At 26.9% G+C, this 12,802-nt stretch carries 13 protein-coding genes; 11 read left to right on the top strand and 2 right to left on the bottom strand.

What is annotated here, in order from left to right; genetic code table 11:
• Positions 1-64 precede the first annotated feature (64 nt).
• The 8 genes from rnhB (at position 65) to AC4KN9_RS04285 (ending at position 7,955) form a co-directional block, all read left to right on the top strand.
• A complete protein-coding gene (gene rnhB / locus AC4KN9_RS04320) occupies positions 65-667 on the top strand; it encodes a ribonuclease HII (RefSeq protein WP_491017938.1) in 603 nt (200 codons plus the stop codon).
• On the top strand, positions 651-1,001 hold the full coding sequence (locus AC4KN9_RS04315) for a YraN family protein (RefSeq protein ID WP_491017414.1): 351 nt from the start codon (positions 651-653) through the stop codon (positions 999-1,001). The genes rnhB and AC4KN9_RS04315 overlap by 17 nt, the downstream gene beginning before the upstream one ends.
• Positions 1,002-1,008: 7 nt before the next feature.
• The gene (gene dprA / locus AC4KN9_RS04310; RefSeq protein WP_491017413.1) at positions 1,009-2,085 is read left to right on the top strand and encodes a DNA-processing protein DprA; all 1,077 of its coding nucleotides are present in this window, start codon (positions 1,009-1,011) and stop codon (positions 2,083-2,085) included.
• A 94-nt stretch (positions 2,086-2,179) separates the two neighbouring features.
• The gene (gene topA / locus AC4KN9_RS04305) at positions 2,180-4,234 is read left to right on the top strand and encodes a type I DNA topoisomerase (RefSeq protein ID WP_491017412.1); all 2,055 of its coding nucleotides are present in this window, start codon (positions 2,180-2,182) and stop codon (positions 4,232-4,234) included.
• Positions 4,235-4,291: 57 nt separating this feature from the next.
• Entirely contained in the window at positions 4,292-5,305 is a 1,014-nt protein-coding gene (locus AC4KN9_RS04300; RefSeq protein WP_491017411.1) for a LacI family DNA-binding transcriptional regulator, read from the top strand.
• Between the two features lie 19 nt (positions 5,306-5,324).
• Positions 5,325-5,585: an HPr family phosphocarrier protein gene (locus AC4KN9_RS04295; RefSeq protein ID WP_491017410.1), complete on the top strand. Its 261-nt coding sequence runs from the start codon at positions 5,325-5,327 to the stop codon at positions 5,583-5,585.
• A 47-nt stretch (positions 5,586-5,632) separates the two neighbouring features.
• Complete coding sequence (gene ptsP, locus AC4KN9_RS04290) at positions 5,633-7,351, top strand: phosphoenolpyruvate--protein phosphotransferase (protein ID WP_491017409.1); 1,719 nt, start codon at positions 5,633-5,635, stop codon at positions 7,349-7,351.
• Complete coding sequence (locus AC4KN9_RS04285; RefSeq protein ID WP_491017408.1) at positions 7,335-7,955, top strand: hypothetical protein; 621 nt, start codon at positions 7,335-7,337, stop codon at positions 7,953-7,955. Before ptsP ends, AC4KN9_RS04285 begins: the two co-directional genes overlap by 17 nt.
• 28 nt (positions 7,956-7,983) lie before the next feature.
• Here the strand turns inward: AC4KN9_RS04285 and AC4KN9_RS04280 are convergent, their stop codons facing one another.
• Positions 7,984-8,373: a Fur family transcriptional regulator gene (locus AC4KN9_RS04280; protein WP_491017407.1), complete on the bottom strand. Its 390-nt coding sequence runs from the start codon at positions 8,371-8,373 to the stop codon at positions 7,984-7,986.
• 104 nt (positions 8,374-8,477) lie between these two features.
• Between AC4KN9_RS04280 and AC4KN9_RS04275 the strand changes: the two genes are divergently transcribed.
• Genes AC4KN9_RS04275 through AC4KN9_RS04265 form a run of 3 tightly spaced genes read left to right on the top strand, consistent with a single transcriptional unit; the run spans position 8,478 to position 10,967 of the window.
• Positions 8,478-9,494 carry a metal ABC transporter solute-binding protein, Zn/Mn family gene (locus AC4KN9_RS04275; RefSeq protein WP_491017406.1) on the top strand — a complete coding sequence of 339 codons (1,017 nt, stop codon included), beginning with the start codon at positions 8,478-8,480 and terminating at the stop codon, positions 9,492-9,494.
• A complete protein-coding gene (locus AC4KN9_RS04270) occupies positions 9,494-10,162 on the top strand; it encodes a metal ABC transporter ATP-binding protein (RefSeq protein ID WP_491017405.1) in 669 nt (222 codons plus the stop codon). Before AC4KN9_RS04275 ends, AC4KN9_RS04270 begins: the two co-directional genes overlap by 1 nt.
• Entirely contained in the window at positions 10,149-10,967 is an 819-nt protein-coding gene (locus AC4KN9_RS04265; RefSeq protein ID WP_491017404.1) for a metal ABC transporter permease, read from the top strand. Before AC4KN9_RS04270 ends, AC4KN9_RS04265 begins: the two co-directional genes overlap by 14 nt.
• 55 nt (positions 10,968-11,022) lie before the next feature.
• Here AC4KN9_RS04265 and AC4KN9_RS04260 read toward each other — a convergent pair whose 3' ends face one another.
• A complete protein-coding gene (locus AC4KN9_RS04260) occupies positions 11,023-12,756 on the bottom strand; it encodes an Rqc2 family fibronectin-binding protein (RefSeq protein ID WP_491017403.1) in 1,734 nt (577 codons plus the stop codon).
• Between the last annotated feature and the right edge of the window lie 46 nt (positions 12,757-12,802).

The raw sequence follows: 12,802 nt of genomic DNA, 5'->3' as shown, positions 1-12,802 counted from the left end.
AAGTGTTGTAAAATTATATAATGAGGATATATGAGAGTAAAACTAAAAAAAGAATCAATTAAATATTTTAGTAGAAAAGAGAAAATCGTACAATTTAGTTAGTGGAATTGATGAGGTAGGCAGAGGATGCATTGCTGGTCCAGTAGTAAGTTGTGCTGTGATAATGGGTGGAGAAAATATAGAAGGCGTAAAAGATTCCAAAAAATTAAGTGATAAAAGAAGGAGGATTTTAGCTAAAAACATTATATCTAACGCAATAGCAATAGGATATGGGATTATCGATAATGATTATATTGATAAAAATAATATAAAAAAATCAAGTCAAGATGCAATGAAATTTGCAATAAATAATCTTAAAGATAAAAATGGTAATGAAATAGCCCCAGATCTATTATTAATTGATGCGGAAACTATTGAATCTGAAATTGATCAAATATCCATAATAAAAGGGGATGATTTAGTTTATGATATATCTTGTGCTTCTATTTTAGCAAAAGTATATCGAGATAATATCATGATAGAGTATTCAAAAGAATTTCCTGATTTTATGTTTGAAGCACATAAAGGCTATGGAACAAAAAAACACTATGATGCAATTGATGTACATGGTATAACTAAGATTCATAGAAAAACTTTTATGAAAAAATATTATGAAAGAAAAAAATAATTTAATAGGAAAATTAGGCGAAGAAATCGCTGTAAATTACTTGATAAAAAAAGGATATAAAATAATAAAAAGAAATTATAAAAAAAGATTTGCTGAAATTGACATAATAGCTGTAATCGATAATATAATTGTTATTATTGAAGTAAAAACTAGGAAAAATACAGAATTTACAAAGGCATCTTATGCAGTAAATCAAATAAAACAAAATAAAATTAAAGACTTGACGAATATTTTTATACAAGAACAATCGATTTATGATTATAATATTAGATTTGATATTATTGAGTGTTATTGGCAATATAAAAAAATTAATCATATAAAAAATGCATTTTGAGGTGGTTATGAGAAATATACGTGAAGTCTTACTATTCTTAAATATAATAAAATTTTCAAATAAAAAAACTTTGTTATTACTTGAAAAGGGATTACTTGATAATTTAATTAATTTAAAAAAAAATAAATTGATACAATTAGACTTTTTAACAAATAAAGAATGTGAGTTAATTGTAAGTGAATTTTCAAAATTTAATATTGAAGAAGAATTAAACAAACTACATAAATTTAATATCAAATATACAACAATTATAGATAAAAATTATCCTGAAAGACTAAAAAATATTTTTAACCCTCCAAGTATTTTATACTACAAAGGTAGAAATCTTGATATTTTAACAAATCCCTTAGCTATTGTCGGAACTAGAAAGGCTACTAGTTATGGTATATGGGCAGTAAAGAAAATAGTTTCTGAATTTAATAAATACGATATACAAATTGTATCAGGAATGGCAACAGGTATAGATTTTTACGCACATAATGAAGCGATTAATAATAACATACCTACAGTTGGAATTCTAGCCTCATCTTTAGAATACGAATATCCAAAATCAAATCATCATTTATATCAAAAAATGAAAAATGAACTTTTAATTTCTGAATTTCCATTAAATACACCACCATTAAAATTAAATTTTGTACTTAGAAATAGAATTATATCCGGAATTTCGTTTGGTACACTTGTAATTGAAGCTGCACAAAAAAGTGGTTCTTTAATTACGGCTAACTATGCTATAGAGCAAGGGAGAGAAACTTATACCATACCAGGTAATATAAATCAAATATATTCGATGGGATGTAATGATTTATTAAAAAAAGGAGCAAAATTAGTAGAATCGGCAAGTGATATTATAGAAGAGTTACCATTTATAAATGAAGTGGACAAAATAAGTATATATTCTAAAAAATTCAATCTATCAGAAGATGAAATAAAAGTTTTAGAAATTTTAAGTCAAAATTTTCTTACAATAGACGAGATTGCATATGAAACTAAGATTGAATTAAGAAATTTATACTTAATACTCACAAAGCTCGAATTTAACGATATTATTAAAAGTGAGGATAATAAATTTATACTATATTGATGGTTATTTGCTTTATCATAGGGTATAATCATACTTGAATAAAAAAAAATATATGATATTATATTTTTTTGAATAATTAATGAAAGGGGATTATATGGCAAAAAATTTAATTATTGTTGAATCTCCTACAAAAGCTAAGACTATTGGAAAATTTTTAGGAAGAAACTATAAAGTTATGGCATCCATTGGTCATTTACGTGATTTACCCAAAAGTAGATTAGGGGTCGATATTGAAAATGATTTTGAACCAGAATATATCAAAGTTCGTGGAAAAGCTAAAACAATTAATGCTATAAAAAAAGAAGCAAGTAAAGCAGAGAACATATATCTAGCATCTGATCCAAATCGTGAAGGTGAAGCTATTGCATGGCACTTATCATATTTATTGGGTCTAGATATTAATTCTAAGAATCGAATTGTATTTCATGAAATTACAAAAGATACAGTTGATGAAGCATTAAAAAATCCAAGAAAAATTGACTTAAATCTTGTTGATGCACAACAAGCAAGAAGAGTTTTAGATAGAATTGTAGGATATAAACTTTCACCAATTTTATGGAAAAAAGTAAAAAATGGACTTTCTGCAGGCAGAGTTCAATCTGTAGCACTTAAATTGATAGTTGATAGAGAAAGAGAAATTAAGGCATTTATTCCAGAAGAGTATTGGACAATAGAAATGAACGCAAATGTAGATAATATGGATTTTGAAGCAGATTACTATGGAAGATACAAAAAAAATAAATTGACCACGATAAAGCTAAACAATGAAGAAGATGCTGATAAAATACTTAAAAGCATTGGCAAGAAATATGAAGTTGTTTCAAAAGATGTAAATGAAAGAACGAGATCACCGTATCAGCCATTTACCACATCTACTCTACAACAAGAAGCTTCTAAAAGGATTTATTTTTCTACGTCAAAGACTATGTCTGTGGCACAACAATTATATGAAGGTATTAAATTAAACGAAGGTACAATCGGATTGATTTCATATATGAGAACAGATTCGACCAGAATTTCAAAAAACATTATTGATGAAGCTGTTAAATTCATAAAAGATAATTATGGAAAAGAATACTCAACAAAAGGAATATCATACAATAAAACAAAAGGAAACTCTCAAAATGCACACGAGGCCGTTAGAGTATCATCTGTAAATAGGACTCCAGATAGTATAAGAGAATTTTTGAGTGATGATCAATATAAATTGTATAGGTTGATATGGGAAAGAACGGTTGCATCACAAATGAAACCAAGTAAATACCTTTCAACCAGATATGATTTAGAAAATAATGGTGAAATTTTTAGAGTAAATGGCTCAATAGTAACATTTGATGGTTTTACTAAAGTTTGGAATATAAACGATAAAACTACAGTTTTACCAGATATGAAAGTTGGAGATAAATTTGAATCTAAAAGAGAAGAAAAGACGCAACACTTTACTAAACCAAGGGGAAGATTTACAGAGGCCACACTAGTTAAAGAACTTGAAAAGAATGGTATCGGAAGACCGTCTACATATTCTTCTATTATTAAATCTCTACTTTCAAGATATTATGTAATATATGAAAACAAATCTCTAGTTCCCACAGAAGTTGGATTTAATGTTAATGATTTATTATCAGAATATTTCAATACAATAATTAATGAAGAATTTACTGCACAAATGGAAAGTGAATTGGATAGTATTGAAGAAGACGAAATTGATTGGAAGAGATTGTTGGCAGATTTTTATAAAACATTTAAGCCTAAATTAGAAGAAGCAAAAAAAACGAATGATAATTTTGAAATAGCAGATGAGTTAATTGATGAAAAATGTCCAGAATGTGGACATCAGCTCGTAAAGAAAAAAGGTAGAAATGGAGAATTTATCGGCTGTTCAAATTTTCCAGAATGTAAGTTTACAAAAAATATCGTTAAAGAAATAGGTGTAAAATGTCCTAAATGTGGTGGAAAAATTATTGAAAAAATCACTAAAAGAGGTAAAGTATTTTACGGTTGTGAAAATTATCCTAATTGTGATTGGAGTTCCTGGAATAAACCTACAGGAGATATATGCCCAGAATGTGGTGATTTAATGGTTCATGAAAAAAATCGGAAAGTTGATCATATTATATGTAACAATGAAAATTGTGCTAAGAATAAATAAATTGAATGAAAAGGTTTTTTATGTTAAAATATAGCTAAAATAGTTAGGAGGATTTTTATGTCTAGAAAACCAACAATGGAAGATGTAAAAAATCTTGCTGGTGTATCAATATCAACAGTTTCAAGAGTAATAAATGGAACTAGAAAAGTTTCAGACGAAAAGACTGAAGCTGTTAATAAAGCAATCGCTAAATTGGGATACAAACCTAACGAGTTAGCAAGATCTTTAGTTATGAAGAGATTTAACACTCTGGGAATTATCTTAGATGATATTGGATATAGTTACATGGCACAGTATATTAGAGGAATTGACGAAATTGGTAAAATGTATAAATATGACATTTTGTTATACTCAACATTTGGTGATTTTGAAATTCAAAAAAAAGCTGTAGATTTTTTATCTTCAAAACAAGTAGAAGGAATAATTGTTATTTCTGAAAAAATTAATACAGAAATACTTTATTTAATAAAAGAGCATGATATACCATATATCATATTAGATAATTATTATAGTCCAGAAGAAGTTAAAACTGTAGGAGTTGACTTTGAAGAAGCAATGTCATCAATGACAAAATTTGTGATTGAGAATAATCACAAAAATATTGCTCTATTTAGAGAAAAATCAGCATCAGCATCGACAGATTTAAAAGAAAATGGATATGTTCGTTCTATCAATGAAAGTAACCTAGAAACATGGGTGTTTAATGCTGTAGGAGATAACATAGAAGCAGGATATTCTTTAATGGAAAAAAATATAAGAAAAATTAAAGATAATAAAATATCTGCTATAGTTGCAACATCAGATGATATTGCATTGGGGGCGTTACATTATTGCTTAGATAATGATATAAATGTTCCTGAAGAAATTTCAATATCAGGATTTGGAAATAGAGACTTTTCTTCTTTAGTAAGACCGAGTTTAACAACTGTTAGACTTCCGTATTATGATATTGGAGCGATAGCTGTAAGATTATTAATAAAAGTCATAAGAAAAGAAGCTGAATTTAATCAAACTGTAAACTTAAATTATGAAATTTTAGTTAGAGATACAATAAAAAAATTAAACAAATAAAAAATAATTGGAGGAAATTATGGTAGAAAAAAAAATAGTAGTAAAAAATGAAACGGGTCTTCACGCAAGACCAGCAGCAGCTTTAGTACAGTTTGTAAAAGGTGTTGAAGGCGAAGTAGAATTAGTAAAAGATGGAAAAGTAGCTAATGCAAAAAGTATTTTTAGCGTTATGTCATTAGGTATATCTAAGGATACAGAAGTATTAGTTAGAGTTACTGGAGAAAATGAAGAAGAAGATTGTGATAAAGTTGTTCAGTTTATTGAAAATTTAGCTGACTAATTTATGTAGGATGCTCTAATAGGGTGTCCTTTTTCTTAGGAGGAAAAGTGAGTAAAGAATTACAAGGAATAGCAGCATCAGAAGGAGTCGCTATTGGAAAAGTATATTTATTTGAAAAAACTCAAGTGGATATCAACGAAGAAAAGATAGATGAAAGTAATGTAGACGATGAAATAAAAAAAATTGAAAATGCTATTTCTGAATATAAAGTAGATTTAGAAAATAGGAAAACAACTACTGACGCAGAAAAAGAAGTAGCATCAGCTCATATTGAATTAGTTACAGATCCAGCTATGATTGATACAGTATCTGAAAAAATTAAATCACAATTATTTAATGTAGAACTAGCTTTGTCTAGGTCTATTGATGAAATGGCATCAGTATTTGAAATGATGGATGATGAATATTTAAGTGAAAGAGCAGCTGACTATAGGGATATAGGAGAAAGACTTTTATATAAATTAAAAGGAATAGAAGCTAATTCATTAGAAAATCTTGATTCTGATTATATTATTGTATCAAAAGAATTGACACCAACGGACACATCAACCATGGATAAAAATCATGTAATTGGTATTGCATCAGATTTTGGAGGAAAAACAAGTCATTCTTCTATTATTGCACAAACATTAGGGATACCTGCTGTAGTGGGGATGAAGACTGTGACAGCAGATTTAAAACATGGTGATTTTATTATTTTGGATGCACTTGAAGGAAAGATTATAACAGATCCATCAGATAAGCAGATAAAAGAATACGAAGTAAAACGTCAGGATATTATAAGAAATAAAGAACTTGCTGAAAAATATAAATTTGATCATGCCATTACAAAAGATGGTAAAGACATTGAAGTTGTATGCAATATAGGTAGTATTGAAGACTTAAAATTAGGAATAGATAATGGTGCTGAAGGTGTTGGTTTATTTAGAACAGAATTTTTATATATGGAAGATTCAGATTTTCCAAGTGAAGATAAGCAATTCTTAGTATATAAAGAAGCTGCAGAAAAATTAGAAAGTAAACCATTAATAATTAGAACACTTGATATAGGTGGAGATAAAGGTTTAGATTACTTTAAATTCCCTATTGAAGAAAATCCATTTTTAGGATGGAGAGCATTAAGAATTGGATTTGATAGAAAAGATATCCTAAGAACACAATTAAGAGCAATTTTAAGAGCTTCTGCATTTGGAAATGTAAAAATTTTATTACCGATGATTATTAGTGTAGATGAAATTAAAACTGTACAAGGATTTATAGAAGATTTTAAGCAAGAATTAAGAAATGAAGGTATAGAGTTTGATGAAAATATCGAGGTAGGTATAATGATTGAAACTCCAGCATCTGTATTTATGGCAAAAGATTTAATTGAATTTTGTGACTTCTTTAGTATTGGAACAAATGACTTAACACAATATATTTTAGCTGTAGATAGAGGGAATGAAAAAATTTCTCATTTGTATGATTACTTCAATCCAGCGGTATTAAGAGCGATTAAAGAGGTAATTGATGCATCTCATGATGCAAATAAATGGACTGGAATGTGTGGATCTATGGCATCAAATCCATTAGCAACATACTTATTATTAGGTATGGGATTGGATGAATTTTCAGGTGTTGCAACAAAATTAGCTGAGGTAAAAAGTATAATAATTAATTCAAGCCTCTCTGAATCAGAAAAATTTGCAAATGAAATTCTAAAAAATCATGATACACAAGAAATTAGAAAGCTTTTAGAGTCTAAAACTAATGAAATCGAATTATAATAAATATTTTGATAAATTAAATAAACTAGATAATATTGAAAAAAAAGAATATATTAATAACTTAAGAGAATATTTTTTGGATTGTCATAATATTACTTCTGAAGGATCATGGTATGATCAATTTTTAGTGGATGTAAATTATTCCATGTATCAACATGGATTAATAAAAGACCAGGGATATAAAAACTATCTTATCGTTGATTATCTTAAAGAAAATTTATATATATGTAAAAATCGAAAAATGTATAGATTAATAGAAAATTCTTCCATTATAGAATTAGGATTTAATGAAAATTTGATGATTGAAAAGGCTTTTTCATCTCAGTATGGTGATTTTGTAAAAGATTATGTAGACTTAAATCTTATTGCATTTAATGATAAATACTTAGCTAAAGAAATTATAAAAACTTTTGACTTAAATTTTAAAAATTTAACTTTTGCTAAATTATTTAAGCTTTATACAACAAAATATCTCATAGATATTTTAATACAAAAAGAGAAGATTAAAGATGAAGAAATTTTGGAAAAATATGATGAATTTATAAATTTTATATATACAGAATATGATGATTTTACAAGAAATATCCCTTATTGGGTTGAATAAAAAAAGGATTTCATTTTGAAATCCTTTTTTATTTACAATTTTCACATAAGCCAGAAAACTCAAAATTATGTGATTTAATTTTAAATTTAGTGTTAGCTTCAAGTTTTTCTTTTATGTCACGCAATGGACAATCATCTATGATAACCGATTTTCCACATTTTATACATACTAATTGGTGCTTATGTTCCTTACTATTTAATTGATAATATGAAATACCATCCAAGCCTATAGTTTTAATTAATATTCCTTCTTCTTCGAAAATAGAAAGATTTCTATATATAGATGAAAGTTTTATGTTTTGACCATTTAACTTACTGCTAATTTGTTCGGCACTTAACAAAGAATCATTTTTTAATAACTCTATAATACTAATTCTCGTTTTTGTAGTTTTTAGCCCTACATCTCTTAAAATTTCCATTTTTTCTCCTCTATTGGTATTATACTCATAAATTTGACTTTTTTCAATAAATGTATATAATAATAATGATAATAATTCTCAATAAGAATATTTTAGGAGGAAAGATGAAAAAAAGAGTTATATCGTTTTTATTAGCATTTACACTATTATTGACTGCATGTGCAAATCCTAATAACGGTAACAAAAATAATGAAAGTAAGAAAGAAACAAATGTAGAAGAAAATAAAGGTGATAAAGCTAATGGTAAAAAACTAAATATAGTTGCATCATTTTTTCCAGTATATGATTTAACGAAAAAAATTGCAGGGGATAAAGCAAATGTTCTAAATTTAACTAAAAGTGGCGATGCACATGGATTTGAACCTAATATTAAAGATATGGCTACCATAGAAAAATCAGACTTGTTAGTTATTAATGGTGCTGGTATGGAGCCATGGGTTAATAATATTAAAACTAATTTTCCAAAATTAGATACTTTAGAATTAGCTAAGAGTGGTGAATTACTAAAAATGAAGGATGTTAAAGAGTATAACATAATAAATGAGAAAGATGACCATGACCACGATCATGACCATGACCACGACCATGGTGAAGAAATTGATCCACACATTTGGATAAGTCCAAAACTTGCTGAAAAGATGTTGTTGTCTATTAAAAATAAAATTGTAGAATTAGATTCTAAAAATAAAGATTATTATGAAGCAAACTACAAAAAATATAAAGAAGAATTAGAAAAATTATCTAAAGAATATGACGAAACATTAAGCAAGCACAAAGGAAAATCCATAGTTGTACCTCATGTAGCATTTAATTATATTTTTACTCCATATAAGATCAAACAAATTGGTATTTCAGGTATAAATTCAACAGAAGGACCAACAGCTACAAGACTAGCTGAAATTGTAAAATTATTAAAAAACAATGATATCAAAACAGTATTTTATGAATACGGTGGTTCTGATAAAACAGCTAAAGCAATTGCCAATGAAATTGGTGGAGATGTAAAACCAATTTCATCATTAGAAGTTATAAGTCAAGCCGACATTGACAAAGGTGATGATTATATCAGTTTAATGAGAATGAACTTAAAAAATATTTCAGATGCATTTGAAGGAAAATAATGAAAATAATAGAAATTAAAGATTTGAGTTTTAGCTATGCTAAGGCTCAAATCTTACATAATTTAAATTTTATAGTTAAAAAAAATGATTTTATTATAATAAGGGGAAATAATGGTAGTGGAAAATCAACCCTTTTAAAACTTATAATCGGCCAATTGAAGAATTATGAAGGTGAAATAAAACTTTTTAATAAAAATTTACAAAGTTTTGATTCATGGGAAAAAATAGGTTATGTACCACAAATTGATACTCATAATACTACCAATTTTCCAATTTCAGTAAGAGAAATGATAATGCTTAATTTATATTATGATTTTAATATTTTTAATCTTCCAAAAAAGAAACATAAAGAAATGGTAAATGATGCAATAACCACCTTTAATTTAAGAGAATTAGCAGATAAAAATTATAATGAATTAAGTGGTGGAGAAAAACAAAGAGTAATGATTGCAAAAGCTATGGTACATTTTCCAGAGATACTAATTTTTGATGAACCAACAGTTGGCGTAGATAAAAATAATAAAAAGAAATTTTATGAATTAATTGAACATCTGCATTCTCATCATAATATAACTATTATATTAGTTACACATGAAATAGAAGAAGAAAAGCTAACTAAAGTAAGAAGATTAGAATTAAAGGATGGTGATATTAATGAACTTGCTTAATATATTTGAATTATCCTTTATGAGAAGAGCATTTATTGCTGGATTTTTTATTTCAATAATAATACCCATGATTGGTACAGTTGTAGTCAATAGAAAAACATCAACAATAGGAGATGCATTATCACATACAACTTTATCTGGTATTTTTTTAGGGGTATTATTAGGTTTTAATCCAATTGTTGGTGGGATTATAATTAGTATATTTTCTGCTTTTTCATTAGAGTTTTTAAGGTCAAAATTCCCTAAAAATGGAGATATGGCAACTGCTATTGTTATGAGTTTCGGTATAGGTTTGGCTTCGATACTTTCTGACTATATTGCAGCTGCTAAAAATTTTGAATCATTTCTTTTTGGATTTATTGTAGCAGTAACAGACTTTGATGTATATATAATTATGGCTATGTCTATAATTGTTGTTATTTCGTTTATATTTACTTTTTATGGGCTATTATTTATATCTGTCGATAAAACATCGGCGAGGCTTTCTGGAGTGAAAACTAAATTAATAGATTATCTTTTTACATTGCTTCTAGCAATTACAATAGCAGTTTCAGCTAGAATTGTAGGGATATTAATAGTTTCATCATTGATGATATTACCTGTTGCTACTGCAATGCTAATAGGTAAAAATTATAAACAAACAGTAATTATTTCTATTATTTTAGGTGTTTTATTCTTTTTTATAGGATTGACTGGTGCATACGTATTATCCCTTAAGCCGGGTGGTGCAATAATTATGACATCTGTGATAGCTTTGTTAATTACAATGCTATACACATATGCTATAAAGAAAAAAGAAAATTAAATTATATGAATATAATAAAAAGTCAGGTTTTAAGTAAGCTTAAAACCTGACTTTTTTATTCAACTAATTCAAATCCATCTAAATCAGACTCTAGATTAATTCTAATTGTATTGAAATTATTGTAGTAGACCATACCCGGTTTTGAACCTTTAGCTTTATATACATTTTTCTTTTGTGTATAGTCCACATCTATAAATCTGTCACTAGAATTTTTACTATATTTTGCAGCTAAATATGCCGCTTTAATAATATCATCCTGACTTATCTCATATGTGGATTTTAAGATTACATGTGATCCAGGAAAATCCTTTATATGAAAGAAATAATCATCTGAATTTGCTTCTCTTAAAGTTAATTCTTCATTTTGCTTGTTATTTTTACCTACATATATAAAGTTATTAGAGTTAGTAATAAATTTAAGAGGTTTGGATGGTTTATCATTCTTTTTTTTCTTATGCTTTGTTCGTTTTATTAATCCTTCTTCTGTCATTTCATCTTTTATTTCATCAATTTCACTATGACTTTCAACATTTTCGATCTGATTTATTAATGAATTTAGGTATTTTATTAAATTTTTTTGATCAGGAATCGATGTTTGTAATAAATTATATGAACGATGTAATTTTTTTGATATCTTATATTTTTGCTCAATATTATCCCAAGCATTCTTTTTGGGATTTAGTTTGATTTTAATTTTCTCATTGGTATAGTAATTATTTACCTCGATACTCTCTTCACCTTTTTTGATTTCATGTGCGACAGTTGAAAGCAAGTCTCCTTCAATTCTATATGTATCATAGTCTTTAGATTGTTCTAAATCTAAATTTAGATTATCTAGCTTAGTTATCGCTCTTAAAACTAACGATTCAATATTTTTTCTTAAATTCTCTTTAGCTTGATTTAAGCTATTATCATTGACATTTTCACGATAATATATATCCATTGCTTCACTTATAGAGCTATAAATATGAAAATTATTTCCTAAATGGTTTAATTGTAACGGATAAAAGTCGATAATTTTTGAATTTTTAACATATAGATGTGGTGTGAAATTGCTATTTTTAATTTGTGTGGTAATATTCTTATATACATCATTTAATTTATTTTTTTCATCAACACTTAGTTGTCCCCATTTCGAATTTAAATCAATTTCTGCCCTAAAGGCTATTTCATTACCGATTTGTGGTCCAAATCCAGTGAAATTCATATAAAAAATTTTATTTATTTTGTAATTTTCAGGTATATTTAAATTGTTTAAGGAAGTTTCAACTTCAAGTATATTTAATTTATCATCCTCCAATTTAGAAAAATGAGTGCCTGGATAAACAGCACGAACACTGCTCATTTCATGTGAAATTCTCTTTATCGCATCTATTACCATATACTTATTATCAGTCAATACAATATTTGAATGTTTTCCCATTATATCTATCATGAGTCTTTTATCAACATTAAAACCAAGTTCATCTTTGCTATCTACTACGATTTCAATACTCCTATCCATATTAATTTGATAAATGCCTTTAATAATTGAATTTTGAAGATGCTTTCTTAATATCATACAAAAGCCAGGTGGTTTAGTAGGATTTTCGTAATTTTGTTTTGTAAAATGTATCCTAGTATTCTGAGGATTACTTGAAATTAATAAGCTATAATTTTTTTTATTATTATAAATATTTAGAATTATAACATGGTCATTTATTTGATAAATCTTTTGTATTCTTCCTCCAATAATCTCTTTTTTAAGTTCATTTGTAACTGCCTTAATTGTTATTCCATCTATTGCCATAATTACTCCTTTATAGTCTATTATAACACATAAAATATTAAAAAAA

The organism is Helcococcus sp. SA-HE-C1, assembly GCF_985670335.1.
The sequence above is the reverse complement of the archived record's forward strand: the minus strand, read 5'-3'. Positions and strand labels throughout refer to the sequence as shown.

Coding starts and splice junctions, on each gene's coding strand:
- AC4KN9_RS04295 (WP_491017410.1), top strand. CDS start 5,325: ATGGTAGAAAAAAAAATAGTAGTAAAAAATGAAACGGGTCTTCACGCA.
- AC4KN9_RS04265 (WP_491017404.1), top strand. CDS start 10,149: ATGAACTTGCTTAATATATTTGAATTATCCTTTATGAGAAGAGCATTT.
- AC4KN9_RS04280 (WP_491017407.1), bottom strand. CDS start 8,373: ATGGAAATTTTAAGAGATGTAGGGCTAAAAACTACAAAAACGAGAATT.
- AC4KN9_RS04300 (WP_491017411.1), top strand. CDS start 4,292: ATGTCTAGAAAACCAACAATGGAAGATGTAAAAAATCTTGCTGGTGTA.
- topA (WP_491017412.1), top strand. CDS start 2,180: ATGGCAAAAAATTTAATTATTGTTGAATCTCCTACAAAAGCTAAGACT.
- AC4KN9_RS04315 (WP_491017414.1), top strand. CDS start 651: ATGAAAGAAAAAAATAATTTAATAGGAAAATTAGGCGAAGAAATCGCT.
- dprA (WP_491017413.1), top strand. CDS start 1,009: ATGAGAAATATACGTGAAGTCTTACTATTCTTAAATATAATAAAATTT.
- AC4KN9_RS04260 (WP_491017403.1), bottom strand. CDS start 12,756: ATGGCAATAGATGGAATAACAATTAAGGCAGTTACAAATGAACTTAAA.
- AC4KN9_RS04285 (WP_491017408.1), top strand. CDS start 7,335: ATGAAATCGAATTATAATAAATATTTTGATAAATTAAATAAACTAGAT.
- AC4KN9_RS04270 (WP_491017405.1), top strand. CDS start 9,494: ATGAAAATAATAGAAATTAAAGATTTGAGTTTTAGCTATGCTAAGGCT.
- AC4KN9_RS04275 (WP_491017406.1), top strand. CDS start 8,478: ATGAAAAAAAGAGTTATATCGTTTTTATTAGCATTTACACTATTATTG.